The sequence below is a fragment of the Mycobacterium shunyiense genome (genome assembly GCF_058270075.1).
Genome location: NZ_JBZDPU010000040.1, coordinates 298,302 through 322,103 on the forward strand (window position 1 = coordinate 298,302; position 23,802 = coordinate 322,103).

Below are 23,802 nucleotides of genomic sequence, written 5' to 3' on the forward strand. Positions count from 1 at the left end.
CGACACGCGCATTCAGCGCGGGGTCAGCGCGGGGCGGCCGTCGGTGCCGGCGGCGGTGCGCCACCGGCCGGGAGCGGTCGCTGCGGCACTCCCGGGGTACCGACCGCACCGGCCAGCCAGGGCAGCGTGGTGCTCAACACCTGTTCGGCGAACGGCCAGTCATGTTTGCCCGGCAGCGCCGTGATCGCGCAGGTGATGCCGTGGCTGCGGCCCAGGTCGCACAGGGTGTGCGCGGCCTCGGTCTGATCGCCAGGGTTGCCCCCGGCGTCCTGCCCGCCGAGGCCCACCGCATCGGGATTGGCCGGGTGCGCCCCGTGTTTGACCGGGGCGTCCGAGGAGATCACGAACCAGCCGGACACGCCCTGGTATCTGCCGTGTTTGTCGATCACGGTGGCCGGGTCGTAGGTGGCCCAGGCTGCGGCGTCCCCGCCGTAGAGGCGCGCGATGGTCTGCTCCCTGGTCCCCGCGTTCGGGCCGGTGTCCCCGGCGATGTCGACGAACGAACTGAACAACTCCGGATGCATCACGGTCAGGTCCACCGCGCAGGTCCCGCCCATCGACCAGCCGACCACACCCCAGCCGGTGTCGCGCACGCCGAAGGTACTGGTCAGATACGGCGGTACATCCTTGGTGAGATGGTCGGCGACATTCCCGCGCGGGCCGTTGACGCATTCGGTGTCGTTGTTGAAGGAGCCGCCGACGTCGACGAAGACGAACACCGGGGTGTTGCCGCCGTGCTCGGCGGCGAAAGCGTCGATGGTGGCGATCGCGTTGCCGCTGCGCGCCCAATCTGCCGGGGTGTTGAATTCGCCGGCGATCATCATCACCACGGGAAGCGCGGGCGCCGAGGGCGCGAACCAGGCCGGCGGTAGGTACACGAGTTCGTCGCGGTGCTTGAAGCCGGACTCGTCGGCGGGAATCGTGACGGACACCAACTCGCCCTGGGACGGAATCTCACCGCGCTGACGCTGGTCGAGAGCGGTGGCGAGGTCGGTCTCACCCGGTAGCGGGCCGGCCGTCACCTCGTTCCACAGGGTGGTGACCGTGGGGAAGTAGCCGACCCAGAGGTTGACCGCGACTCCCACGCTGAGCAGGCACAACGGAACCGCTGCCACCGAGGCGGCCCGCCGGCGCCAGCGACTGCCGCGCCAACCCAGGGCCAGCACGGCCACGGCCAATCCGGTCAGCCCGATCCAGATCCACAACGCCGCCGGTGCGGGATCGCCCGCGAGACCCTGCGAATGGACGAACCAGCGGGCCCATGCCGTCAGGCCGAGGCCGACCGCGATCGCACACGGCAGCCAGATCAGGCGCCAGCGCCGGGTGCGCCAGCCGATCGCCACGATCAACGCCACGCCCGCCAGCGCCCACAATGTCGGGGGCAGCCAACCGTGCAGCAGCGACACTCCCCGGTAGGCCGGGGGTACCTGATCCGCTGCCGTCAACGTCGTTGTCACACCGCCATATTGGTGAACCGCTCTGTGAGCACGCTGTGTCGTGGCTAGTCGGAGTCGGCCGACACCACCGACGTGACGCGGTGGATGGCGAACTCGCGGACCCGTCCGGCGGCCGGATCGAACGCGGTCAACTGGCCGCCGCGCACGTTGACGGGGGACACCACCCGCTGGGTGGCGACCCCGGCCGGGTCGACGTAGCCGATCACCACGGAGGTCTGGTTGATCGCGGCCTCCTGCAACTGGGTGATGGCCATCGCCGGATCGAGGCGCACGCTGGCGAACGGACCGGCGGCCACCTTGCGCAGCACCGCGACGATCGCCCCCAGGGTCTGGGCGGTCGGCGGAGTGGACGGCCGGTAGACGCGGCGCCGGGACGGTGCGACGACGCGTGCGCCGCGGGCCTTGATGTCGACGACGGTGCCGGTGGAATCCTCGGCGGCCGGGGCGAATCCGGCCTCGCGCAACACTGTCAGTACGTCGGCGATGGGTGCCTGGGACACCGCCACGGTCGGCGCCAGCAGCCGCAGCTCGAGGCGGTCGGCACCCGGTGAGGCCACCGCCTGAGCCAGCAGGGCCGGATCCTCACATCGCAGGAACGACGTGGCCATGCCGACCCGCAGCTGGCCGTGCCGGCGGGCGACGTCGTCGATCAGATATGTCAACCCTTGCGGCACCGGAGTTTTCGAGTGCTTCTCGAACAGGGTGTGCAGCTCGCTGGCGGTCCGCCCGGCATCGAGGGCGCGCCGGATCGACGTTTCGCTGATCCGGTAGACCATCGCCGCGCCCGCCGATTCGACGGTGGCCACCTCGGCCAGGTGCTCGGCCAGATCCCGCTCCAGCGGACCGGGCACGATCACCGTCAGGTCGGCCTGCAGCAGGAAGTGGTCGAGCGGTTTGGGCAGTGCCTTGGCCATCGCGGCCAGCACGTCCTCGTCGGGATCGCCGGCGAGCAGACCGCGGGCCGGGGTGCTGATCGCCCCGCGGCCCACCATGCCCAGCGCGTGCGCCTCGGCGAGCAACCCGCTGACGGTGTCCGGTTGCAGCCGCAGCGCCCAGCGTGGCCGCCGCCAGACCATCGCCCGGGCGGCCTCCGCACCGTCGACCCCGGCGCCCGGAGCCAGCTCGGCCAACACGCGCAGCAGCAGCCTGCGGTCCAGGGGAGCCGCCGTCGAATACAGCGAATCCGACAGTGCGGCAAACGGTTTGTTGTCCGGCCCGCGGCTGCCGATCAGAGCGGGCCGGGCCGGCAGGTCCAGCCAGGTCGAGGCCAACAGGTGCCAGCGGGTGGCGGTGGTGGATTCGACGAACCGGTCGGCGGCCACCGTCGGCGCCCAGTACGGCCCGGTCCCGTCACCCGGGTCCGGTTCGGGCATCCCGGCCGCGATCAGCCCCGCCCCGGCGGCCAGTTCCAGCAGCAGTCCCAACCGGGGTTCCTCGACGCCGGTGGTCTTGGCCAACCGTTTCACGTCACGCACCCCGAGGCCGCCGTTGCGCAACTCGGGAACCGGTGTGCTGCCGAGGGTTTCGATGATCAGATCGATCTCGCGCAGCAGGTCGATCGCCGCTCCGGCAGCCGCCGCGTCCACGTCGGCCGGTGTCGTCGACGACGTCTGAAGCACCGGCGTGGTCAACTCGACCGGGCCGGGAGCCTCGCCCCGCATCACCTGGCCGACCAACCGCGGCAGGATCACCGTGTCGTCGTCGATCCGGCGCAGCAGCCCGGCTTCCAGCAGCCGCGGCACCGGCCGGTCCGGCGGAGTGTCCGGTGCCGCGTCGCGGGTGCGGCCCACGGGTGAACCCTCCAACAACCGGGCCAGCAGATCGTTCTGCGCGTCGTCGAGCCCGTCGAGCAGGCCGGTGATCTCCTCGGCACTGCGCGCGGCCACCTCGACGGTGGCCTGACCGACAACCCAGGGCAGGCCCGCGGCCACCTCGGGCGCCACCCGGACCTCGGCCTCGCCCCACACCAGGGCCCGCTCGCGCAGATCGTCCAGCGCGTCGGCAAGCTCGTTCGCACCGACCCGGTCGCCCAACAGTTCGCCCAGCTGCGACACCGGCACCGCGTGGGTGTCGGCGTGCAGGACCAGCAGCGCATCCAGGATGGCCAGCCGCCGGAAGTCCAGGGAATCGGTGGCAGCCTTGACCGACTGACGTGAGGTCGCGCGCGCGGCGAGCGCGGCGATAGTTCCCGGTGGCGGCTGGCTCAGGTCGGGCCGCAGCTCCAGGAGGCGGATCAGGGCCTTGTCATCGAGGTCGGACAGCCAGGCACCCAGCGGGAATCCGGGAGTCTGTGCGGCGGTCATATCCTGACCAGCGTAAAGCAGCCCGCGCGATCCCTCTCCCGGCTCTCCCCTGCAAGCGGCAGGGACCCCCGGCCCGCCGGTCTCGCCTCCGGTGAACGAGCCTGCCACAATGTGGAGCGTGGCTGACAACAAGAAGAACCATTACGTCGACAACGGCTGGCCCGTGCTCTCCGACGGCGATGATCACGCCGTGAGTGAGCTCGCCACCGACCGCACCGGCGCGCTGTCCCCGTTCGGCGACCTCACCTTTCCGTTGCCGGCCGAGGAGCTGCCCTTCATCCAGTCGGCCACCGTCGTCAACAGGTAGTAGTGGGACTGTCGCACCTCGACGAGTCCGGCGCGGCGCACATGGTCGACGTCACGGCCAAGGACGTCACCAAACGCATCGCGGTCGCCGTGGGCACCGTGCGTACCCGCCCCGATGTGGTGGCTCTCATCGCCTCGGGCGGCCTGCCCAAGGGTGACGCGCTGGCCACGGCTCGCGTGGCCGGGATCCTGGCCGCCAAGCGGACTCCCGAGTTGATTCCGCTGTGCCATCAGCTGGCGCTGACCGGCGTCGACGTGGACTTCGACGCCCGCGACGCCGAGGTCACCGTCACGGCGACCGTGCGCAGCACTGACCGCACCGGCGTCGAGATGGAAGCCCTGACCGCGGTGAGCGTGGCCGCGCTGACGCTGTACGACATGATCAAGGCCGTCGACCCCGCGGCGCGCATCGACGACATCAAGGTGCTGCGCAAAGAAGGCGGTAAAACGGGAGTATGGGAAAGCCCGTCGGAAAAAACTCAGCGGTGACGCGGTCGGCGCGGGTCATCATCGCCTCCACCCGTGCCGCGGCAGGGGTCTACGACGACCGGACCGGCCCCCTCATCGTCGGCTGGCTCTCCGATCGCGGTTATGACGTCACCGAGCAGATGGTGGTCGCCGACGGGCACGCGGTCGGCGATGCCCTGCGCGCCGCGCTGGCCGAGCGCGTCGACCTGATCATCACCTCCGGTGGCACCGGCATCTCACCCACCGATGCGACACCGGAATCCACGATCGCTGTACTCGACTATCAAATCCCTGGCCTGGCCGACGCCATCCGTCGCGCCGGCGTGCACAAGGTGCCCACGGCGGTGTTGTCCCGCGGGGTCTGCGGCGTCGCCGGGCGCACTCTGGTCATCAACCTTCCCGGCTCGCCGGGTGGGGTCAAGGACGGGCTGGGGGTGCTGGCCGGAGTGTTGGAGCATGCGCTGGATCAGCTGAGCGGTAAGGACCACACGAGATGAACGCATCCGTCATACGCGTCGATCTGACCGAGACGCCGATCTCGTTGACCGAATACGAGGCGCTGGTGGCCCATGAGGCCGCCGGAGCCGTGGTCGGCTTCTCCGGGGTGGTGCGTGATCACGACGGTGGCCGTTCGGTCATCCGGCTCGACTACTCCGCGCACCCCAACGCACTTCAGACCTTGGAGGAAGTTGCCGCCGAAGTCGCCGCGCAGACCACCGGGGTACGGGCGATCGCGGTCAGCCACCGCATCGGCACCCTACAAATAGGAGACGCCGCCCTGGTGGCCGCTGTGGCAGCGGACCATCGCGGGGCGGCGTTCGAAACCTGTGCCCGTCTCGTCGATACCGTCAAAGAGCGGCTTCCGGTGTGGAAGCACCAGTACTTCTCCGACGGCACCGACGAATGGGTCGGTTCGGCCTGAAACTCAGCCGTTGATGACGATGTTGCCGTCGATGCCCTGCTTCTCGATGGCCTGCTGGATCTGATCGAAGTAGCTGACCGGCTGTACCGCAGGAGCGGGAGCGGGTGCTTCTTCAGGAGCCGGAGCCGGTGCCTCAGGGGCGGGTACCTGCAGCGAGGCGTCGGCGATCGGAGCGGACTCAGGGGCCGGGGCGAGCGCGGCGTCCATCGGAGCGGCTTCGGGGGCCGGGGCCGGAGCCTCAGGGGCCGGCGGGAGGTCCTCGGGTGCCGGCGGCAGCGGGGCGTCCATCGGAGCCGCCTCAGGTGCCGGGGCGGGAGCCTCGGGCGGAGGCGGCAGTTCGCCGTTGACCGCAGGTGCATCCAGCGGGGCAGCAGGAGCGGGCTCATTGACCACGTTGCGCGGGGTGGCGCCCGAGAGGCCGCGTCCACAGACCGGCCAAGCGCCCTTGCCCTGGCCGGCGAGCACGCGCTCGGCGACGGCGATCTGCTGTTCCTTGGTGGCCATGTAGGCGTTGGGTGCGTACTCGCCGCCGCCGTGGGATGCCCACGTGCTGGGGGAGAACTGCAGGCCGCCGTGGTAGCCGTTGCCGGTGTTGATTGCCCAGTTACCACCGGACTCACAACGTGCCACGGTGTCCCACTCGCCGTCGGTCGCCGCCATCGCCTGGCTGGCCATCGCGAGGCTGCCGCCTGCGATCGCAGCGCCGGTCACCGCGATCTTCGCGACGTTCTTGGCTGATGAAGACGTGGTGGGCTTGCGATGCCGTCCACTCATAAGCGTGAAGGTCCTCTCGTATGCGCCCACGAGGTCAGCTGTCGGGTTCGGGTGGGAGAGGTCACCCGGCCGTCGTCGTCGAAACTCTGACGGCTTCACCCCAAGGGGCCGCAAGCGGCTCCTGGTCCTGAAGTAAATCGGTGGACCGGTGGGTCCCCCGCCTCCATCCTTGTTGTTCGTCGTTAACCCCTGCCCGATGGATGGAGCTCGGCGCTTCGGTATGAGGGTGGGCCAACTGATTAGGGTCCGTTGACTTGGGAATGAACGGTAACTGCTGCCCGCTATCCCGTCACCTTTAGCGGCCTCGGGCGTTTTCGATCCGAGCAAACTCTAAAAGTTGTTTAAAGGTGCAGGTTATTTCTGCGTTGTCGCAGGTGGGCGAGGCGCTCCACCCCGCCGTAGCCAGCTCGTGACCATTTCGTTATGTGATGCAAATCACGTTAACCGCCGGCGAAGGGGGGTAACACATCGATCGTCTGGTGCGTTGATATCGGCTTGTCCATATCGCGGACGGCCACCCCGTCCGCCAGGTATGAGCAGCGCTTTAGCACGCGCCCGAGCTCCGCGTCGCGACCGCTGAGATGCTCGACGAGCGTCGCGATCGTGCTGCCCTGCGCCAAACCTAACGTTTCCGTATCAACTCCCGCCGCCGCGGCGGCAGCAGCGAAATAGCGGACTGTGACGGCCATGGTGTGCCCTGTCATCTAGCCGCCGATCGCGCTCATCGGCCGGGCGGGCTGCACGAAATCAGGGTTGTTGATGCCGTGCCCGGCGGGCTTGCCCCACATCGCCGTCCGCCAGGCCGCCTCGATGTCGGCGTCGTCGGCGCCACCGCGCAGCAGGGCGCGCAGATCGCTCTCCTCGGTGGAGAACAGGCAACTGCGGATCTGGCCGTCGGCGGTCAGCCTGGTGCGGTCACAGGCCGAACAGAAGGCGTGCGACACCGAGGCGATCACCCCGACGGTGCCCGCGGGGTGTCCGGCGCCTGCGGCTACCTGCCACAGCTCGGCGGGCGCCGAGCCGCGCGGCTTCGGATCGGTCCGCAGGTCGAAGTGCTTCCGGAGGGTGGCCAGGATGGTGTCGGCGTCGATCACCGTGCCGCGCTGCCAGGTGTGGCCGGCGTCCAGGGGCATCTGTTCGATGATCCGTAGTTGGTATCCGTGGTCCAGGCAGTAGCCCAACAGGGTCACGGCGTCGTCGAGGCCCGACACCGGATCCAGCACCGCGTTGACCTTCACCGGCGCCAACCCGGCCGCCTTGGCGGCCGCCAGGCCGTCCAGCACGTCGGCCAGCCGGTCCCGACGGGTGATGCGGGCGAAGTGCGCGGCGTCGACACTGTCCAGCGAGACGTTGATCCGGTCCAGCCCGGCCTGTTTGAGGCCTGCGGCGCGCCGGGCCAGCCCGATGCCGTTGGTGGTCAACGTGATCTCCGGGCGCGGCTCCAGCGCTGCCGCGGCGGCCACCACGTCCTCCAGATGACGGGTGACCAACGGTTCGCCGCCGGTGAACCGCACGCTGGTGATGCCCAGGCGGGTGACCGCGATGCGTAACAGTCGGCTCAGTTCGTCGGTGCTGAGCAGCGCGTCACCGGGCAGCCAGTCCAGGCCCTCGGCGGGCATGCAGTACGTACAGCGCAGATTGCACTTGTCGGTCAGCGAGACCCGAAGATCGGTGGCCACCCGGCCGTAGGTGTCCAGCAGAGGGCCGCTGGCCGGCGCCGGTCCGAGCGATGGGCGACCGGACCCGCTCACGGCGGGCAGCCCGAGCGAGGTCAGCGTCATACCGGCACCTTCGGCGAGTCGACCGGGACGATCTCCTTGCCCAGCGGCACCAGCGAGACCGGGATCAGCTTGAGATCGGCCAGCGCCAACGGGATACCGATGATCGTCACCGCCATGGCCACCGCGCTCACCAGATGCCCCAGCGCCAGCCACCAGCCGAACAGGACGATCCAGATGATGTTGCCGACCAGGGCACCGGGCCGGGTGCCCGGCTTGTCCACGATGGTGCGGCCGAACGGCCACAGGGCATAGGAGGCGATGCGCAGCGAGGCGAACCCGAACGGGATCGTGATGATCAGGACGAAACAGATCAGCGCGGCCAGCAGGTATCCCAGCGCCAGCCACAGGCCGCCGAAGATCAACCAGATGATGTTCAGAATCACTCGCATTACCGGCGCATCTCTCTTCCAGAGGTGGTTTCAAGCCTACCGAGTAATAGGGGTGAAGCACCCAGGGAGGGCCGAGTAAGATCGCTCCATCGCGTCCCGGCGCTGACGGGGCGCGAACTTTATGTGTGTAGGTAGTTCTGACAAGACGAGCGGGTGAGTGCAGTGCCGACCGGCAAGGTGAAGTGGTACGACGCCGAAAAGGGCTTCGGCTTTGTGTCCCAGGAGGACGGCGAGGACGTCTATGTGCGGTCCTCGGCATTGCCCGCGGGTGTCGAAGGCCTGAAGGCCGGTCAACGTGTCGAGTTCGGCGTCGCGGCAGGCCGTCGTGGCCCGCAGGCGTTGAGCCTCAAGCTCATCGACCCGCCGCCGAGTCTGGCCCGGTCGCGGCGCGAGGCCGAGCGGCCCGAGCACAAGCACACGCCCGATGAGCTGCACGGCATGGTTTCGGACATGATCACGCTGCTCGAAGACATCGTGCAGCCCGAGCTGCGCAAGGGGCGCTACCCCGACCGCAAGGTCGCGCGCCGGGTGTCCGAGGTGGTCAAGGCTGTCGCGCAGGAGCTCGACGCCTAGTACTCCCGCGCCGAACGTCGGCTTGTGTTCGAGGATCCGCTGACTTTTCGAACACCAGCCAACGCTCGACGGGCAGACTGGGTCCATGGCTCAGGGCACCTACGTCGCCGACAAGTCCAGCTCCGGCGAGTTCAATCGCGATACCAACTACATCACCACCAGGATCACGGCCGACGGACGTGACGGCTACCCCGTCGAACCCGGCCGGTACCGGTTGATCGTTGCGCGGGCCTGCCCGTGGGCCAACCGCACGATCATCGTGCGGCGCCTGCTGGGCCTGGAAAACGTTCTCTCCATTGGCTTTTGCGGGCCGACGCACGACGCGCGCAGCTGGACCTTCGACCTCGATCCCGGTGGGCTCGACCCGGTGCTGAAGATTCCGCGGTTGCAGGACGCGTACTTCAAACGCGACCCGAACTACCCGAAGGGCATCACCGTGCCGGCGATCGTCGAGGTGGCCACGGGTGCGGTGGTGACCAACGACTTCGCCCAGATGACACTGGACTTCTCCACCGAGTGGACCGAGTACCACCGCGAGGGAGCCCCGCAGCTGTATCCCGAGCCGTTGCGCGCGGAGATCGACGAGGTGGCCAAGCGCATCTACACCGAGGTCAACAACGGGGTGTACCGGTGCGGCTTCGCCGGCTCACAGGAGGCCTACGACAAGGCCTACGACCGGTTGTTCGCGACGCTGGACTGGCTCACCGACCGGCTGAGCACTCAGCGTTATCTGGTGGGCGACACCATCACCGAGGCCGACGTCCGGTTGTTCACCACGCTGGCCCGGTTCGACCCGGTCTACCACGGCCATTTCAAGTGCAACCGGTCTAAGCTCGCCGAGATGGACGTGCTGTGGGCCTACGCGCGAGATCTGTTCCAGACGCCCGGCTTCGGCGACACCGTCGATTTCGTCCAGATCAAGCAGCACTACTACGTCGTGCATTCGGACATCAACCCGACGCAGATTGTGCCCAAGGGCCCGGACCTGGCCAACTGGCTGACGCCGCACGGTCGGGAATCCTTGGGCGGCAGGCCTTTCGGTGACGGCACTCCGCCGGGGCCGACGCCTGAGGGTGAACGTGTCCCAAAGGGGCACGGCGCGTCATAGAAGCTAGAGCCCGGGCAGGCAGTTGACGAAGGGGATGAGTCCGGGGCACTGCTCGAAGATGTTCGGCGGATTCTCCGGCGGCGGAGGCGGCGGGATCGGCGTCGGGAACAGGTTGGGTCCCTCCCAGTAGTGGGCAGGGGCATGGGTTCGCACGTCGTATTCGAAGTAGTAGGTGTGGCAGATGCCCATGTCCCACACGAGGTCTGCATCCGACCTTGGCGGGTCGTTCGGCAGGGGTTGCCCGGGGCACCACTGGAACGGGCCGTAGGTGTAGGCCCGGGCGGTGCCGGCCCCCGCTCCGAGCGCCCCCGCGACGCCGCCGCACGCCAGCAATGTGATTGCCAGCCCCACCGCCAGTGGCCTCATGGAATTACGTTAACGCTGCACAACCGCGGAAAATCGCGGTCTGAGAGATCTGGTCCGACGTTGCTTGTCAAGGCAAACAGCAACCGGCCGGAGGCTCAGGGCCAGACGGTGCTGATCGACCATTCGGCGTGCGGCAGCGCGAACTCCTGGCCGTCCTGGTCCTGAACCAGGGTCAGCAGCTGCACCGCCAGGCCGGTGAGCCGGCCGCGGTTGGGATCGACCGTCGGGATGGTCACGGCCAGCGTCGTCTTGGGTGCGAAGTACGACACCGTCGTGTCGATCGGGTTCTCGTACACCTGCAGCAGCCGCCACGGTGCACGGGCGACCGCGCTGGGCACCGACAGTTGCACCGGGTTGTCCTTCCTGACCGCCAACTCGCCCGTGTCGCGCGGCTCCTTGCAGTCGTCGAGGTTGAGCACCTCGCAGTACTGGAACGGGCCGACCCGCACCGAGTGTCCGTGCGAGTACGCGCTGATCTCCGGAAGCCGGTCGCCCTGCGCACTGTGCAGCCGCCAGACCCCGACCGCGGTACCGGCGATCGCCAGTACGACCACGGCCCCAAGGACCGCAAGGACACGCTTCATCAGGACTCCCACTGTGCTGTTGTCGGGGCTGCCGCGGGACGGCTGCCGCCTTCTCGTGCGGCATGGACCGGGCGATTACCGCCCAGGCCCGGAATCAGGGATTCGCCGCGGTAGCTCACGATCGTCTGCGCCAGTCCGAGTATCAGCACGGCCGTGATCGTAGTGAACCCGACCGTGAGGTCCGTGTAGATCAGCACCCCGGTCGCCCCGCCGATCACCCAGGCCAGCTGGAGTACCGACTCCGAGCGGCCGAAAGCCGAGGCCCGCGAGGCCTCGGGGAGATCGTCCTGCAGGGACGCGTCGAGCGAGGCCTTGGCGATGGCGCTGGCGCCGGAGGTGATCAGGGTCGCTCCGGCGGCCACCAGCAGGTTCCCGGTGAGCGCGGTGGCCAGTGCGACCACCGTGACGGCGGCCGCGGCCCGCACGACCAGTTGTGCGGGACGGCCGAGCTTGAGCCGGGCGGCGGCGATGTTGCCGCCGAAGTTGCCGATTCCGGCCGCGGCCCCGATCAGTCCGAGGATCAGCAGCTGTTCCCAGCCGCTGGCATCGTGGGACTTGGCGACGAAAGCCGGGTAGAGGAACAGGAATCCGACCATCACCTTGATGGTGCAGTTGCCCCACAACGCGGTGATGGTGTTGCGGCCCAACGGTTGACGTTCGGCCTTGGGCTTGCCGGGGTGACGGCGCATCTCGTCCCGGCCGCCCGATTGACCGTGGTAGCTCAGGGTGGTGGGCACCTCGCCTTCGGTGACCTCGACCCATTTGGGGATCCGCATCGACAACACCGCGCCGGCCACCGAGACCGCGACGACCACGTACAGCGCCCCGGGCAGTTGAGCCACCTTGAACAGGTATTCGGCTCCCGCGGCGATGCCGCCGCCGACCACGGTGCCGCCGAGTAGCCCGAAGGTGGTCAGCCGGGAGTTGACCCGGACCAGGTCGATCGACGGGGGCAGCACCCGCGGCGTGACCGCGCTGCGTAGCACCGAGAAGGATTTGGACAGCACCATCATGCCCAGCGCGCACGGGTAGAGCACCCAGGACGGATAGCTGCCAGTGGCGCCGTCGTAGTTGGCGATCAAGATCACGATCAACCCGGTGCGTAGCGCGAACGAGGCCGCCAGCGCCATCCGGCGACCGTGCTGGAGGCGGTCCAGCGCGGGTCCGATCAGCGGAGCGATCACCGCGAACGGCGCAATGGTGATCAGCAGGTACAGCGCGACCTTGCTCTTGGACTCACCGCTGGCCGCGGCGAAGAACAACGTGTTGGCCAGAGCGACAGCCATGGCCGCGTCGACGGCGAAGTTTGCCACCACCGGCCAGGTCAGTGCGGTCAGCCCGGACTTGTCGGCGCCGTCGGCGGTGGCCGCGCGGTGCACGAAACCGTACATCCGCGAACCCATTTCGCGGCTGCGTGCCGCGGCTGCCCTGGTGACGGTCACCTTCTCACCGGCTGCCGCGCCGACGCCGTGGGAGCGTTGCGAGTCGTCCTGCCTCGGATGCGCGGTCGTGTGTTGCTCGTCGAGCGGCGGCAGCCAGCGGTTGGAGCTGGGCACCGATTGTCTGCGTGGCCGCCGCGGCGTCTCGTCGCTGGGGTAGTTGGCCATTCCGGGATGTTCCGCGCCGTGATCGGCCGGCGGCCGCGGCGGGTAGTAGGTCACCCCCCGATTCTCTCTTATCGGGCGCGCAGGCGGCCGACAGGCGACCGGTGTGGTCTGGGGTCGTCCCGATCAGGCACTATGGAGGCGATGGAAAGCGTGACCGAATCTGCTGAGCAGACACCCGAGACCAGCCCGGCGGCTCCGTCGCAGGAGCAGGAGGCGGTGCTGTTGGGTGCCGCCGAACAGGCTCGCGCTGCGCTGATCGAGTTCAGCGGCGAGGGCGCCGTGGGCGAATACCTCGGCGCGAGCATCGAGGACGCCTCATCGGCCACGCACCGATTCCTGGCTGACCTGCCCGGTTACCGAGGTTGGCAGTGGGCCGTCGTGGTGGCTGCCTATCCCGGCGCCGACCACGCCACGATCAGCGAGCTGGTCCTGGTTCCGGGTCCGACGGCGCTGCTGGCGCCCGAGTGGGTGCCGTGGGAGGACCGGGTTCGTCCTGGAGACCTCGGGCCCGGCGACCTGTTGGCCCCGCCGCCCAATGATCCGCGTCTGGTCCCGGGCTATGTGGCCACCGGCGATCCGCTGATCGACGATGCCGCCCTCGAGCTCGGCTTCGGCCGGCGTCAGGTGCTCAGTGAGTGGGGTCGGGCGCAGGCGGCGCAGCGCTGGCACGACGGCGATTACGGGCCGGGTTCGGCGATGGCCCGCTCGACGCGCCGGGTCTGTCGCGACTGTGGCTTCTATCTGCCGCTCGGTGGGGCGCTGGGCGTGATGTTCGGTGTGTGCGCCAACGATCTGTCGGCCGACGGGCATGTGGTGGAGGCCGAGTACGGGTGCGGGGCCCATTCGGACACCCCGCAACCGCCCGGCACCGGGTCGCCGATGTACGAGCCGTACGACGACGGTGTGCTCGACACCGCCGACTGAGGCGAATTGGGCCCTGCCGACTGAGGCGAATTGGGCCCTGCCGACTGAGGCGAATTTGGGCCCGCCGACTGAGCTCTGCTCAGTTCTCGGCCGCGGCCTTGATCCGGGCCAGCGAGGCGTTCATTCCCTCGACGAGTTCGTCCTCGAAGCTGGGGACTCCGCCGAACAATGCGCCGACCAGAGCGTTGGACACGGCGGTGGTGCCGTTCTCGGCGTGGCGGGATTCGGTCACCCGGGTGCCGCTGCCCGTCGGTTCCAGTTCGTAGCTCCACACGGTGTTGTTGCCCTCGACCAGGAAGGACAGCTTCTTGTTGTCGACGACCTCGGTGAGACGTGACGTGGTGGGCCAGAACACGAACTTGCGCCGGTTCAGGTTGAACGTGCGGGTTCCCGGACGCAGCGGGCCGAGCGGCTTCATCAGCCGGCACTGCGGGCTCCACTGCGGCATCCGGCGGAGGTCCGAGATCAACCCCCAGACCTTGTCGACCGGTGCGTCGATGTCGATGGTGGCTTGCAGTAGGGGTGCGGCCATGGTGTCTCCTCAGGTCAATCCGCTTTGCGCACCGCGGGATCCGCGGCGCACGGCGCGGCGCTGGATCAGAAAGATGGTCGTGCCGAGAACGCCGATCGCCAGTCCGGCGACTGTGAACGGCCGCCAGTGTTGCAGACCGCTGACCGTGAAGGTCAGGACGGTGGCGATCAGCCAGCCCGTGGCGATCACCAGAATCACCGGCCACGGTTCGAGCAGTGCGGCAGGCAGGGCCGGCGGTTGGGGCTCCGGCGCGTCATTGGTGTCCTCGGTCATCGGTGACCAACGTATCCGATGCAGTCGGCGTTCATTGGTCTTGGTTTTAGCCCTTTACCTTCGGCGCCTCAGTACTATTTCCGATGTGAAGGATCCGGAGGCGCGGCTCGCGAATGATCTGGCGCTGGCAGTTGTTCGACTCGCGCGTCAATTACGTACGCGGCGTGCGGAATCCCCGGTTTCGCTGACCCAGTTCTCGGCGCTGGCCACCTTGGCCAAGGAGGGCGCGATGACACCGGGCGCGCTGGCATCGCGTGAGCGGGTGCGTCCTCCGTCGATGACCAGGGTGATCGCCTCACTGGCCGAACAGGGTCTGGTGGCGCGGGCCGCCCATCCGCTGGACGGTCGCCAGATCGTGGTGTCCGCCTCGCCGGCCGGGATGACCCTCGTCGAGGCCGAGCGCCGAGCCAGCCAGGAGTGGCTCAAGACGCAACTGTCCCGGCTGGACCCGGACGAACGTCAGACGTTGATCACCGCAGCCGATCTGATGTCGGCCATGGTCTTCGAAGGCGTGTGAGTCTGCTGCAGGTTATCGATATCGACGATCCGGCCGATTCCCGGTTGGACGACTTCCGCGACCTCAACAGCGTGGACCGGCGACCCGATCTGCCCAGCGGCAAAGGTCTGGTGATCGCCGAAGGCGTGCTGGTCGCGCAGCGGATGCTGGCGTCCCGCTTCGCCCCGCGCGCATTGCTGGGCACGGACCGGCGCCTGACCGAACTGGCCGCCGACCTCGAGGGTGTGGACGTGCCGTTCTACCGGACCGACGCCGACGTGATGGCTGCCGCGGTCGGGTTCCACCTCAACCGTGGCGTGCTGGCCTCGGCCTCGCGGGCGCCGGAGCTGTCGGTGGCGGAGGTGATCTCCGAGGCGCGCACCGTGGCGGTGCTCGAAGGGGTCAACGACCACGAGAACCTCGGCTCGATCTTCCGCAATGCCGCCGGGTTGGCGGTCGATGCCGTGGTGTTCGGGGCGGGGTGCGCCGATCCGCTGTACCGCAGGGCGGTGCGGGTGTCGATGGGCCATGCCCTGCTGGTTCCGTTCGCGCGGGCCGCCTCATGGCCGGGTGATCTGGAGCTCTTGCGGGACAAGGGGTTTCGACTCATGGCGATGACACCCGATCCGGCCGCTGCGACCCTGTCCGAAGCGATGACACAGCTCGAAGGGGACCGGGTGGCGGTGCTCGTCGGCGCCGAGGGGCCAGGCCTGACCGAGCACACGATGCGGGCCAGCGACGTGCGCGTGCGCATCCCGATGTCACGCGGCACGGATTCGCTCAACGTCGCCACGGCGGCGGCGCTCGCGTTCTATGAACGTGCCCGGCTCGGGAGCTGAACTCGCGTTAGATTGGCACCGTGACCGACGATTCCACGCCGTGGGCGACCGGCCTGACGGTGGCCGGTTTCGTGGCAGCGGTGCTCGCCGCGGCCATCGTGGTACTCGGGATGGGGCTGTTGCGCGTGCACCCGCTGCTGGCGGTGGGGCTGAACATGGTGGCCGTCGGCGGATTGGCCCCCACGGTATGGGGCTGGCGGCACCGGCCGGTGTGGCGCTGGTTCGTGCTGGGATCGGGTGTGGGGGTGGCGGCCGGGTGGCTGGCGCTGCTGGCCATCGGGCTGACCCAGGGCTGACCCGGCCCGCTCAGGCCACCAGTTCTGCCGCGGTGTAGTTGGCGTCGAGCAGTCCCGCTACGGCCTCGTCGCGGCGGAACGGCAAGCCGTGGACTGCGAACATCCGCTCGGCCGTGGTGGTTTCGGGTTGCCAGCCGGTTGCGGTCAGGTACTCCGCGACGGCGTGGCGGTCGCCTTCGAAGATCAGGTCTGACAGATCGTCCAGCTCCAGGCCCTGCTCGCGTTGGTGGTCGGTGAGGGTCCGGATCCGGCTCTCGGCCAACTCGGAGTGCTCGGTGATCCAGTCGGTGGCGATGCGGCTGCCCGGGGCGCTCAGCGCAGTGATGTTGTCGAACAGGCGATCCTGGGCGTCCGGCGGCAGGTAGCCGAGCAGCCCTTCGGCGATCCACGCCGTCGGGGCCTGCGGATCGAAGCCGCGGGCGAGCAAGGCGGCCGGCCAGTCGTGGCGCAGATCGATACCGATGGCGTGCAATTCTGCGGCCGGCGCGGCGCCCAGACCGGCAAGGGTGCGGCCCTTGAAGTCGATGACAGCCGGCTGGTCCAGTTCGAAGACCGTCATCCCGGCCGGCCAGGGCAGCCGGTACGCGCGGGCATCGAGGCCCGAGGCCAGGATGACGGCCTGGCGGATGCCTGCGTCGATGGCGGTCAGGAAGAAATCGTCGAAGTAGCGGGTGCGGATGGCCATGCCGTCGGCGATCACGTGCGGATCGAGCGGCTCGGCGGCGCCGTCGGCGACCAGGTCGCCCTGCGCCAGGCGGACGTAGTAGTCCACGCCGACGGCGTCGACCAGGGGCCGCGCATACGGGTCGGAGATCAGCGGTTCGGCGGCGCTGGAGGCCAGCGCCCGGGACGCGGCGACGCCCGTCGCGGTGGCACCCACGCCGGTGGCCAGATCCCAGGTGTCGTTCTCGGTGCGTGGCATGGCCCCTCCAGATGTATAGCAAAGCTAATTATTAGCTACTATAACTAACTTGCGGGCGTGCGTGGTTGTCGCGTGCGTCACAGAGCGGCCCGACAGCGCTGAGGATTGGGGTCATCTGGTAGCCCCAATCTTCAGCACAAGTAGTTGTCCACAGGTGCGGGGAACGGGTCTGGTCGTGGCGGAGCCGGTGGGCGAGCATCGATGGCGTGGACATCGAGGGCGTGCTTCGGCGGCAGTCGGGGGTGATCTCGCGTCGGCAGGCCCTGGATGCGGGGCTGCAGCAGCACGACATTCGACGGTTGCTCCGGCGCAATGACTGGGCGCGGGTCCACGACGGCGTATACGTCGATCACACCGGACCGTTGTCCTGGCTGCAACGAGCGTGGGCCGCAGTGCTTTACGCAGCTCCGGCAGCGTTGTGCCTGGAATCGGCGTTGACCGACGAGGGTGCGGTGATCCATGTCGCAGTCTCCCGTGACCGGGGCGTGCTGGCCGAACCACACGGAGTGCGCATCCACCATCTGGCCCACCTGCAGGAGCGGGTGCTCTGGCAGGTCGGTCCGCCACGTCTGCGCTTTGAAGAAGCCGCCCTTGACGTCGCATGTCGGGCCGTATCCGAGTTCGATGCGATTGCGGTGCTGGCCGACGCGTGCCAATCGCGGCGCACCACCGCGCGACATCTACTGCGAGCCCTCGACGCCCGTCGGCGGGTTCGCAGACGACGCTGGCTGCGGGCCGTGATCGTCGACATCGCCGAGGGCAGCTGCTCGGTCCTGGAGCACGGGTACCTCAACCGCGTGGAACGGGCGCACGGATTGCCCCGGGCCGCTCGTCAGAAGCGTTCGACCTCGTCGGTGAATGTGACCTACCGCGATGCCGAGTACGGCCAACGGCTCGTGGTCGAACTCGACGGCCTCCTGTTCCACAACACGGCATCGGCACGAAACAACGACGTCGAGCGTGATCTCGATGCCGCGGTCGACGGCCGCTCAACCGTCCGACTGTCCTACCGTCAGGTTTTCGACCGGCCGTGCCGGACCGCCGCGAAGATCGCCCAGGTGATGCGGCGACACGGGATCACAGTGAGTGGCCACGCCTGTGGACCAGACTGCGAGTTCACCGGCGTCGAGCTGGCGGCCTGACTTCGACAACGCCAACGCCAACGCTGGAGATTGCGGCTACCTGATGGCCCCAATCTTCAGCACAGGCTCGAAATCGATCAGGGCTGGGTGCCCGAGGAACGTACGCCGAGCAATACGTCCTCCCAGGCCGGAACCGTCGCACGTGCCTTTCGGCTGCGCTTGGGTGCCGGGGGAGTGGGCGCGGGCATCGGTTCGGCCGGCCGGCTGAAGTGCTCGGGTGCCGCCGCGGGAACGTCGTGGGCTTCGTCGGCCTCGTGATTGTCGAACAGGTGCGGCACGGCAGCGACCGGACGCAGCGGCCTGTCGAAATCGGGGTTGATCAGCTGGCGGGCAGCGTCGTCCGACGCCGAGACGGTGCCGCCGTGGGCCCCGGGGGAATAGCGGAAATGCGCGACGTTGTCCGACCGGCCGGCCTTCCAGGCCAGCTGCACGGTCCAACGGCTGTCCTCGTTGCGCCACGCGTCCCAGGCGATCGAATCGGGGTCCAAGCCCCGGGCCACGATGGCCTGGGTGACGGTTTCGAGCAGCGTCAGCACCGCGGGCCCGTCGGCCAGTACCGGATGCGCTGCGGTGGCCAACTCGGCTGCCCGCGCGCGCTCCAGCAATACCGGATGGGCAAATCGCTCGACCCGTTCGATGGGCACCCCGGCTGCTGCGGCCAACTGCTCGACCGACGCCCCGGCGCGAATCTTTGCCTGAATCTCCTTGGGTCGCAGCACGTTCTGCACCTCTACATCGATATCGGGCTGATTCGAGGCGACCTTGTCACCGCGGACCGCGGCGCGCAACCGGTCATCGACACGCAAGCTGAACGTCTCTTTGGAGTCGTCGTCTTCGCAGATGATGCGTCTGCCGTCTACGTTCAATCCAACGACTCTGAGTTCTCGCATACCGACCTGACCTCCTGCGCGAACCCTACTGCGTTATCAGCCCGTTACCGGGCTGACACGCTGGCGGAGGGCTACCGGGATCGAGGGATTGCTCAGAGCTGGCCGACGACCCAGTCGACGCAGGCGGTCAGGGCGCTGACGTCGTCGGGCTCCACGGCCGGGAACATGCCGATTCGCAGCTGGTTACGGCCAAGCTTGCGGTAGGGCTCGGTATCCACGATCCCGTTGGCGCGCAGCACCTTGGCGACCGCGGCGGCATCCACCGAATCGCTGAAGTCGATCGTGCCGACGACCTGCGAGCGCAGGGCCGGATCGGTGACGAACGGGGTGGCGAACGACGTGCCCTCGGCCCACGAGTACAGCCGCTGCGAGGAATCTGCGGTGCGCTTGACGGCCCAGTCCAGGCCGCCGTTGCCGTTGAGCCAGTCGATCTGCTCGGCGAGCAGGATCAACGTGGCGATCGCCGGGGTGTTGTAGGTCTGGTTCTTGAGGCTGTTCTCCACCGCGATGGGCAGCGACAGGAAGTCAGGCACCCAGCGGCCCGACGCGCCGATGGCCTCGATACGGGCCAGCGCCGCGGGGCTGACGATGGCCAGCCACAGGCCGCCGTCACCGGCGAAATTCTTCTGCGGCGCAAAGTAATACGCGTCGGTGTCGGCGATGTCGACGGGCAGGCCGCCGGCGGCCGAGGTGGCATCGATCAGTACCAGCGCATCACCGGCCGGGCGCTGCACCGGCACCGAGACGCCGGTCGAGGTCTCGTTGTGGGCCCAGGCGACGGCGTCGACCGACGGGTCGGACTGCGGCTGCGGTGCGGTGCCCGGGTCGGTCTTGACGATGATCGGGTCGCCGATGAACGGGTTCTTGGCCACGCACGAGGCGAACTTCGAGCTGAACTCGCCGTAGGTCAGGTGCAGCGATTTCTTGTCGATCAGGCCGAACGCCGCGGCATCCCAGAATGCGGTCGAGCCGCCGTTACCCAGGATCACCTCGTATCCGTCGGGAACCGAGAACAGCTCACGCAGCCCGTCGCGGACGCGACCGACGAGATTCTTGATCGGTGCCTGCCGGTGGGACGTGCCGAACAGATCCCCGGCAGCGGCCAGCGCGGTCAGTTGCTCCGGGCGGACCTTGGAGGGTCCACATCCGAAACGGCCGTCGCGGGGCTTGATATCGGCGGGGATGATCAGTTCAGCCATACCGACCAGCCTAAAGTCGGCCGCTACCGCGTCAAAATTCGGGCGCCGTCGGTGGTGACGGCCACAGTGTGTTCGCTGTGTGCGGCGCGGGCGCCGGTGGCGCTGCGAAGTGTCCACCCGTCGGGGTCGTGGACGTAGCCCGTGGTGCCGTCGGCAATCAGCATCGGCTCGATCGCGATCACCAGGCCAGGCTGCAATCTCATGCCCTCCCCGGGCCGTCCCGAGTTGGGGACGTGGGGCGCTTCGTGCATGGTGCGCCCGATCCCGTGGCCGCCGTGGTTGGCGAGTAGTCCGTAGCCGGCCTCGCGGGCCACCGACGCGATGGCGTGTCCGACATCACCGAGGGTGTTGCCGGGCCGTGCCGCGGCGATCCCGGCGGCCAAGGCTGCGTCCGTCGCCTCGATCAGCGCGGTGTCGGCCACTGCTGCGGTGCCCACGACGAAGCTGCGGGCGGAGTCTCCGCACCAGCCGTTCAGGATTGCTCCGAAGTCCACCGACACCAGGTCACCGTCGGCCAGGACGGTGCCGTCGGGGATGCCGTGCACCACCGCGTCGTTGACGCTCACGCACAGCACTGCCGGGAAGGGTTTGGGCGCCCACCGCGGGTGGTAGTTCAGAAACGGTGAGGAGGCGTGATGCGCGGCGAGGATTTCGGCGGCGATCCGGTCCAGATCGGCCGTGGTATGGCCTGGAGCGGCCTGACTGGCAATTGTTTGCAGTGTGTCGGCCACCACAGCTCCGGCCGCTGCCATCGCCTCTACCTGGTCTTCGGTCTTCAGCTCGACCACGTGCGGTCACCTATCGGCAAACAATTCAAATCAGGCATGGACTTTTACTCGATACCTGCGGTACCGTTTGTACAACAGGTGGGTAGATGTAAACCTCAGACAAGTATAGAGAGGTCTGCAACATGGCTCGGACCAAGATGGTCAGGCGCTGGCGCAAGAACATGGACGTCAGCGACGACATTCAGTACACCGACATGCTCGCGACGCTGTCCGAGGGCTCGGTGCGACGCAATTTCAACCCGTACAAGGACATCGACTGGGATTCTCCGGAATTTGCCGTCATCCCCAATGATCCGCGCTGGATCCTGCCCGGGACCGACCCGATGGGCGGTCACCCGTGGTACCAGGCGCAGCCGGTCGAACGGCAGATCGAGATCGGCATGTGGCGTCAGGCCAACGTCGCCAAGGTCGGCCTGCACTTCGAGAACATCCTCATCCGCGGTCTGATGGAGTACTCGTTCTGGGTGCCCAACGGCTCGCCGGAATACCGGTACTGCCTGCACGAATCGGTGGAGGAGTGCAACCACACCCTGATGTTCCAGGAGATGGTCAACCGCATCGGCATGGACGTGCCGGGCATGCCGCGGCTACTCAAGTGGCTGCAGCCGCTGATCCCGCTGGCCGCCGGTCCGCTGCCGATCCCGTTCTTCTTCGGCGTGCTCGCCGGCGAGGAGCCCATCGACCACACGCAGAAGAACGTGTTGCGCGAGGGCAAGGCCCTGCACCCGATCATGGAGCGGGTGATGGCGATCCACGTCGCCGAAGAGGCCCGCCACATCTCGTTCGCGCACCAGTACCTGCACAAGCGGGTGCCGAACCTGCGGCGTCGTCAGCGCTGGATCCTGTCGCTGTTCGTGCCGCTGACCATGCGCATCCTGTGCTCGGCGATCATCGTGCCGCCGCGCGCGTTCTGGAAGGAATTCGACATCCCGCGCTCGGTGCGCAAGGAGCTGTTCTTCCGTTCCCCGGAGTCGCGCAAGATGCTGCGGGATATGTTCGGCGACGTGCGCATGCTGTGCCACGACACCGGTCTGATGAACCCGATCGCCAAGCTGATGTGGCGGATCTGCAAGATCGACGGGGCGCCGAGCCGCTACCGTAGCGAGCCACAGCGCGAGCACCTGGTCTCGGTCGCCTGAAGCTCGTCCGGAAAGCGCAAGGTCTGCAGAGGTTCTAGATGCCCCACGTGATCACCCAGTCGTGTTGTAGCGACGGGTCCTGTGTCTACGCGTGCCCGGTGAACTGCATCCATCCCTCACCGGATGAGCCGGGCTTCGCGACGGCCGAGATGCTCTACATCGACCCCGAGGCGTGTGTGGACTGCGGCGCGTGCGTGAGCGCCTGCCCGGTCGGCGCCATCGCGGCCGATACCAAGCTGACGGACAAGCAGCTGCCGTTCATCGAGTTGAACGCCGCCTTCTACCCGAAGCGGGAAGGCAAGCTGCCGCCGACATCCAAATTGGCTCCGGTGATCGCGGCGCCGCACGTCGCGGCGCGGTCCGGTGGGCCGTTGACGGTGGCCATCGTGGGCTCCGGCCCGGCCGCCATGTACGCGGCCGATGAACTGCTGACACAGCGCGGCGTGCGCGTCAATGTGTTCGAGAAGCTGCCGACGCCCTACGGGCTGGTGCGGGCCGGTGTGGCACCGGACCATCAGAGCACCAAGCGGGTGACGACGCTGTTCGACACCATCGGCAGGCAGCCCGGTTTCCGGTTCTACCTCAACGTCGAGGTGGGTAAGCACCTGTCGCATGCCGACCTGCTGGAGCACCATCACGCCGTGCTGTACGCGGTGGGTGCGCCCAACGACCGCCGGCTCGACATCGACGGCATGAACCTGCCCGGTACGGGCACTGCCACCGAGATGGTGGCCTGGATCAACGGGCACCCGGAGTTCACCGATCTGCCGGTGGACCTGAGCCACGAGCGGGTCGTCATCGTCGGCAACGGGAACGTCGCATTCGACGTCGCCCGGGTGCTCACCACCGATCCGGATGTGTTGGCCCGCACCGACATCTCCGATCATGCGTTGGCGGCCCTGCGGTCGTCCCGGGTGCAGGAAGTGGTGGTCGCGGCCCGCCGCGGCCCCGCCGAATCGGCCTTCACGCTGCCCGAGCTGATCGGCCTGACCGCGACCTGTGACGTGGTGCTCGACGAGGCCGATCACCAGCTGGTGGTCGCAGACCTGGCCCGCGAGACCGATCCGCTGACCCGCAACAAGCTGGAGATCCTGACCAAGCTGGGTAATGCCTCCGCGCCGCTGACCCGGCCGCGGATCCGGTTGGCCTACCGCCTCACCCCGCAGCGTGTGCTCGGCGAGGACCGGGTGGCCGGCATCGAATTCGGTGTCACCGGAACCGACCAGGTTCGTGAGCTGGAGGCCGGCCTCGTGCTGACCTCGATCGGCTACCGCGGCAAGGCAATTGCCGATCTGCCGTTCGACGACGATGCCGCCGTGGTGCCCAACGACGCCGGCCGCGTGCGCGGTGCGTTAGGCGCCTATGTGGCCGGCTGGATCAAGCGCGGGCCCACCGGCTTCATCGGCACCAACAAATCGTGCGCGGCGCAGACCGTGCACCAGCTGGTCGACGATTACAACGCCGGTGCGCTGACCGATCCGGTGCACAAGGCGGCCGCCTTGGAGAAGCTGGTGCGTACCCGCCAGCCGGCCATGGTCGACGCCGCCGGGTGGCGGGCGATCGACGCCGCCGAGGTCGCGCGCGGCGGCCAAGACCGTCCCCGGGACAAGTTCACCTCGGTCGACGAGATGGTCGCGGTCGCCGCTACGGCACCGAAACCGACTGTGCGCCAGCGACTCACCGCGAGCCTGCAGGCACACTGAGTTGCCGGGGCCCGGCTCGGG

At 68.2% G+C, this 23,802-nt stretch carries 28 protein-coding genes and 1 riboswitch; of the genes, 13 read left to right on the forward strand and 15 right to left on the reverse strand.

Features of this window, described 5'->3' with window-relative positions; translation table 11 throughout:
* Positions 1-23: 23 nt before the first annotated feature.
* Both AC4ELH_RS31965 and AC4ELH_RS31970 read right to left on the reverse strand, forming a co-directional pair.
* A complete protein-coding gene (locus AC4ELH_RS31965; protein WP_498888815.1) occupies positions 24-1,457 on the reverse strand; it encodes an alpha/beta hydrolase in 1,434 nt (477 codons plus the stop codon).
* A gap of 44 nt (positions 1,458-1,501) precedes the next feature.
* The gene (locus AC4ELH_RS31970) at positions 1,502-3,760 is read right to left on the reverse strand and encodes a helicase-associated domain-containing protein (protein WP_498888817.1); all 2,259 of its coding nucleotides are present in this window, start codon (positions 3,758-3,760) and stop codon (positions 1,502-1,504) included.
* 109 nt (positions 3,761-3,869) lie between these two features.
* Between AC4ELH_RS31970 and AC4ELH_RS31975 the strand changes: the two genes are divergently transcribed.
* Genes AC4ELH_RS31975 through AC4ELH_RS31990 form a run of 4 tightly spaced genes read left to right on the forward strand, consistent with a single transcriptional unit; the run spans position 3,870 to position 5,456 of the window.
* Positions 3,870-4,067 (forward strand): hypothetical protein, encoded by a 198-nt coding sequence (locus tag AC4ELH_RS31975; RefSeq protein WP_055117555.1) that lies wholly within the window; start codon positions 3,870-3,872, stop codon positions 4,065-4,067.
* Between the two features lie 2 nt (positions 4,068-4,069).
* Positions 4,070-4,555, forward strand: coding sequence for a cyclic pyranopterin monophosphate synthase MoaC (moaC, locus tag AC4ELH_RS31980; protein ID WP_082941792.1), 486 nt, complete (start codon positions 4,070-4,072; stop codon positions 4,553-4,555).
* Positions 4,552-5,031, forward strand: a complete 480-nt coding sequence (locus tag AC4ELH_RS31985; RefSeq protein ID WP_064883673.1) for a MogA/MoaB family molybdenum cofactor biosynthesis protein — start codon at positions 4,552-4,554, stop codon at positions 5,029-5,031. The genes moaC and AC4ELH_RS31985 overlap by 4 nt, the downstream gene beginning before the upstream one ends.
* On the forward strand, positions 5,028-5,456 hold the full coding sequence (locus AC4ELH_RS31990) for a molybdenum cofactor biosynthesis protein MoaE (RefSeq protein ID WP_064883668.1): 429 nt from the start codon (positions 5,028-5,030) through the stop codon (positions 5,454-5,456). The genes AC4ELH_RS31985 and AC4ELH_RS31990 overlap by 4 nt, the downstream gene beginning before the upstream one ends.
* A 3-nt stretch (positions 5,457-5,459) precedes the next feature.
* On the opposite strand, the gene AC4ELH_RS31995 is transcribed toward AC4ELH_RS31990, so the two are convergent.
* From AC4ELH_RS31995 to AC4ELH_RS32010, 4 genes are all read right to left on the reverse strand, one after another.
* On the reverse strand, positions 5,460-6,230 hold the full coding sequence (locus tag AC4ELH_RS31995) for a transglycosylase family protein (RefSeq protein WP_064883666.1): 771 nt from the start codon (positions 6,228-6,230) through the stop codon (positions 5,460-5,462).
* An 8-nt stretch (positions 6,231-6,238) separates the two neighbouring features.
* Positions 6,239-6,422: riboswitch (cyclic di-AMP (ydaO/yuaA leader) on the reverse strand.
* 248 nt (positions 6,423-6,670) lie between these two features.
* Positions 6,671-6,919: a MoaD/ThiS family protein gene (locus tag AC4ELH_RS32000; RefSeq protein WP_236734791.1), complete on the reverse strand. Its 249-nt coding sequence runs from the start codon at positions 6,917-6,919 to the stop codon at positions 6,671-6,673.
* Positions 6,920-6,934: 15 nt separating this feature from the next.
* A complete protein-coding gene (gene moaA, locus AC4ELH_RS32005; RefSeq protein WP_448448313.1) occupies positions 6,935-8,011 on the reverse strand; it encodes a GTP 3',8-cyclase MoaA in 1,077 nt (358 codons plus the stop codon).
* Entirely contained in the window at positions 8,008-8,400 is a 393-nt protein-coding gene (locus AC4ELH_RS32010) for a YccF domain-containing protein (RefSeq protein ID WP_448448314.1), read from the reverse strand. The genes moaA and AC4ELH_RS32010 overlap by 4 nt, the downstream gene beginning before the upstream one ends.
* A 162-nt stretch (positions 8,401-8,562) precedes the next feature.
* Between AC4ELH_RS32010 and AC4ELH_RS32015 the strand changes: the two genes are divergently transcribed.
* Positions 8,563-8,973, forward strand: a complete 411-nt coding sequence (locus AC4ELH_RS32015) for a cold-shock protein (RefSeq protein WP_055117540.1) — start codon at positions 8,563-8,565, stop codon at positions 8,971-8,973.
* 85 nt (positions 8,974-9,058) lie between these two features.
* Complete coding sequence (locus AC4ELH_RS32020) at positions 9,059-10,081, forward strand: glutathione S-transferase family protein (protein ID WP_498888822.1); 1,023 nt, start codon at positions 9,059-9,061, stop codon at positions 10,079-10,081.
* Positions 10,082-10,084: 3 nt separating this feature from the next.
* Here the strand turns inward: AC4ELH_RS32020 and AC4ELH_RS32025 are convergent, their stop codons facing one another.
* The 3 genes from AC4ELH_RS32025 to AC4ELH_RS32035 form a co-directional block, all read right to left on the reverse strand.
* Positions 10,085-10,447, reverse strand: a complete 363-nt coding sequence (locus AC4ELH_RS32025) for a hypothetical protein (RefSeq protein WP_110777391.1) — start codon at positions 10,445-10,447, stop codon at positions 10,085-10,087.
* 95 nt (positions 10,448-10,542) lie between these two features.
* The gene (locus AC4ELH_RS32030) at positions 10,543-11,031 is read right to left on the reverse strand and encodes a DUF2771 domain-containing protein (protein WP_064958952.1); all 489 of its coding nucleotides are present in this window, start codon (positions 11,029-11,031) and stop codon (positions 10,543-10,545) included.
* Positions 11,031-12,638: an MFS transporter gene (locus AC4ELH_RS32035; RefSeq protein WP_463792711.1), complete on the reverse strand. Its 1,608-nt coding sequence runs from the start codon at positions 12,636-12,638 to the stop codon at positions 11,031-11,033. The genes AC4ELH_RS32030 and AC4ELH_RS32035 overlap by 1 nt, the downstream gene beginning before the upstream one ends.
* A gap of 141 nt (positions 12,639-12,779) precedes the next feature.
* Between AC4ELH_RS32035 and AC4ELH_RS32040 the strand changes: the two genes are divergently transcribed.
* The gene (locus tag AC4ELH_RS32040; protein ID WP_135358798.1) at positions 12,780-13,562 is read left to right on the forward strand and encodes a DUF3027 domain-containing protein; all 783 of its coding nucleotides are present in this window, start codon (positions 12,780-12,782) and stop codon (positions 13,560-13,562) included.
* 79 nt (positions 13,563-13,641) lie between these two features.
* Here AC4ELH_RS32040 and AC4ELH_RS32045 read toward each other — a convergent pair whose 3' ends face one another.
* Together AC4ELH_RS32045 and AC4ELH_RS32050 are read right to left on the reverse strand one after the other, a co-directional pair.
* Positions 13,642-14,094, reverse strand: a complete 453-nt coding sequence (locus AC4ELH_RS32045; protein WP_064883651.1) for an SRPBCC family protein — start codon at positions 14,092-14,094, stop codon at positions 13,642-13,644.
* Positions 14,095-14,103: 9 nt separating this feature from the next.
* A complete protein-coding gene (locus tag AC4ELH_RS32050; RefSeq protein WP_064883649.1) occupies positions 14,104-14,367 on the reverse strand; it encodes a DUF2530 domain-containing protein in 264 nt (87 codons plus the stop codon).
* Positions 14,368-14,452: 85 nt separating this feature from the next.
* Here AC4ELH_RS32050 and AC4ELH_RS32055 point away from each other — a divergent pair, with 85 nt between their 5' ends.
* Genes AC4ELH_RS32055 through AC4ELH_RS32065 form a run of 3 tightly spaced genes read left to right on the forward strand, consistent with a single transcriptional unit; the run spans position 14,453 to position 15,998 of the window.
* Positions 14,453-14,884, forward strand: a complete 432-nt coding sequence (locus AC4ELH_RS32055) for an Rv0880 family HTH-type transcriptional regulator (RefSeq protein WP_448448316.1) — start codon at positions 14,453-14,455, stop codon at positions 14,882-14,884.
* Positions 14,881-15,702 (forward strand): TrmH family RNA methyltransferase, encoded by an 822-nt coding sequence (locus AC4ELH_RS32060; protein ID WP_064883647.1) that lies wholly within the window; start codon positions 14,881-14,883, stop codon positions 15,700-15,702. The genes AC4ELH_RS32055 and AC4ELH_RS32060 overlap by 4 nt, the downstream gene beginning before the upstream one ends.
* Positions 15,703-15,722: 20 nt before the next feature.
* Positions 15,723-15,998, forward strand: coding sequence for a DUF2537 domain-containing protein (locus AC4ELH_RS32065; protein WP_064883646.1), 276 nt, complete (start codon positions 15,723-15,725; stop codon positions 15,996-15,998).
* A gap of 10 nt (positions 15,999-16,008) precedes the next feature.
* On the opposite strand, the gene AC4ELH_RS32070 is transcribed toward AC4ELH_RS32065, so the two are convergent.
* Entirely contained in the window at positions 16,009-16,920 is a 912-nt protein-coding gene (locus tag AC4ELH_RS32070) for an SAM-dependent methyltransferase (protein ID WP_498888827.1), read from the reverse strand.
* Positions 16,921-17,126: 206 nt separating this feature from the next.
* Here AC4ELH_RS32070 and AC4ELH_RS32075 point away from each other — a divergent pair, with 206 nt between their 5' ends.
* A complete protein-coding gene (locus tag AC4ELH_RS32075) occupies positions 17,127-18,062 on the forward strand; it encodes a type IV toxin-antitoxin system AbiEi family antitoxin domain-containing protein (RefSeq protein ID WP_498888829.1) in 936 nt (311 codons plus the stop codon).
* A gap of 77 nt (positions 18,063-18,139) precedes the next feature.
* Here AC4ELH_RS32075 and sepH read toward each other — a convergent pair whose 3' ends face one another.
* From sepH to map, 3 genes are all read right to left on the reverse strand, one after another.
* Positions 18,140-18,952: a septation protein SepH gene (gene sepH / locus AC4ELH_RS32080; RefSeq protein ID WP_448448320.1), complete on the reverse strand. Its 813-nt coding sequence runs from the start codon at positions 18,950-18,952 to the stop codon at positions 18,140-18,142.
* 92 nt (positions 18,953-19,044) lie between these two features.
* Entirely contained in the window at positions 19,045-20,151 is a 1,107-nt protein-coding gene (gene serC, locus AC4ELH_RS32085; RefSeq protein ID WP_064883637.1) for a phosphoserine transaminase, read from the reverse strand.
* A 23-nt stretch (positions 20,152-20,174) separates the two neighbouring features.
* The gene (gene map, locus AC4ELH_RS32090) at positions 20,175-20,939 is read right to left on the reverse strand and encodes a type I methionyl aminopeptidase (protein WP_498888832.1); all 765 of its coding nucleotides are present in this window, start codon (positions 20,937-20,939) and stop codon (positions 20,175-20,177) included.
* Positions 20,940-21,061: 122 nt separating this feature from the next.
* Between map and AC4ELH_RS32095 the strand changes: the two genes are divergently transcribed.
* Positions 21,062-22,078, forward strand: a complete 1,017-nt coding sequence (locus AC4ELH_RS32095) for an AurF N-oxygenase family protein (protein ID WP_055117515.1) — start codon at positions 21,062-21,064, stop codon at positions 22,076-22,078.
* 38 nt (positions 22,079-22,116) lie between these two features.
* Positions 22,117-23,781 carry a 4Fe-4S binding protein gene (locus AC4ELH_RS32100; protein ID WP_498888835.1) on the forward strand — a complete coding sequence of 555 codons (1,665 nt, stop codon included), beginning with the start codon at positions 22,117-22,119 and terminating at the stop codon, positions 23,779-23,781.
* The last annotated feature ends 21 nt before the right edge of the window (positions 23,782-23,802 follow it).

Coding starts and splice junctions, on each gene's coding strand:
- AC4ELH_RS32045 (WP_064883651.1), bottom strand. CDS start 14,094: ATGGCCGCACCCCTACTGCAAGCCACCATCGACATCGACGCACCGGTC.
- AC4ELH_RS32035 (WP_463792711.1), bottom strand. CDS start 12,638: ATGGCCAACTACCCCAGCGACGAGACGCCGCGGCGGCCACGCAGACAA.
- AC4ELH_RS32000 (WP_236734791.1), bottom strand. CDS start 6,919: ATGGCCGTCACAGTCCGCTATTTCGCTGCTGCCGCCGCGGCGGCGGGA.
- AC4ELH_RS31990 (WP_064883668.1), top strand. CDS start 5,028: ATGAACGCATCCGTCATACGCGTCGATCTGACCGAGACGCCGATCTCG.
- AC4ELH_RS32030 (WP_064958952.1), bottom strand. CDS start 11,031: ATGAAGCGTGTCCTTGCGGTCCTTGGGGCCGTGGTCGTACTGGCGATC.
- AC4ELH_RS32020 (WP_498888822.1), top strand. CDS start 9,059: ATGGCTCAGGGCACCTACGTCGCCGACAAGTCCAGCTCCGGCGAGTTC.
- AC4ELH_RS31975 (WP_055117555.1), top strand. CDS start 3,870: ATGTGGAGCGTGGCTGACAACAAGAAGAACCATTACGTCGACAACGGC.
- AC4ELH_RS32070 (WP_498888827.1), bottom strand. CDS start 16,920: ATGCCACGCACCGAGAACGACACCTGGGATCTGGCCACCGGCGTGGGT.
- AC4ELH_RS32010 (WP_448448314.1), bottom strand. CDS start 8,400: ATGCGAGTGATTCTGAACATCATCTGGTTGATCTTCGGCGGCCTGTGG.
- AC4ELH_RS32040 (WP_135358798.1), top strand. CDS start 12,780: ATGGAAAGCGTGACCGAATCTGCTGAGCAGACACCCGAGACCAGCCCG.
- AC4ELH_RS32050 (WP_064883649.1), bottom strand. CDS start 14,367: ATGACCGAGGACACCAATGACGCGCCGGAGCCCCAACCGCCGGCCCTG.
- moaA (WP_448448313.1), bottom strand. CDS start 8,011: ATGACGCTGACCTCGCTCGGGCTGCCCGCCGTGAGCGGGTCCGGTCGC.
- serC (WP_064883637.1), bottom strand. CDS start 20,151: ATGGCTGAACTGATCATCCCCGCCGATATCAAGCCCCGCGACGGCCGT.
- sepH (WP_448448320.1), bottom strand. CDS start 18,952: ATGCGAGAACTCAGAGTCGTTGGATTGAACGTAGACGGCAGACGCATC.
- AC4ELH_RS32025 (WP_110777391.1), bottom strand. CDS start 10,447: ATGAGGCCACTGGCGGTGGGGCTGGCAATCACATTGCTGGCGTGCGGC.
- AC4ELH_RS32095 (WP_055117515.1), top strand. CDS start 21,062: ATGGCTCGGACCAAGATGGTCAGGCGCTGGCGCAAGAACATGGACGTC.
- AC4ELH_RS32100 (WP_498888835.1), top strand. CDS start 22,117: ATGCCCCACGTGATCACCCAGTCGTGTTGTAGCGACGGGTCCTGTGTC.
- AC4ELH_RS31995 (WP_064883666.1), bottom strand. CDS start 6,230: ATGAGTGGACGGCATCGCAAGCCCACCACGTCTTCATCAGCCAAGAAC.
- AC4ELH_RS31970 (WP_498888817.1), bottom strand. CDS start 3,760: ATGACCGCCGCACAGACTCCCGGATTCCCGCTGGGTGCCTGGCTGTCC.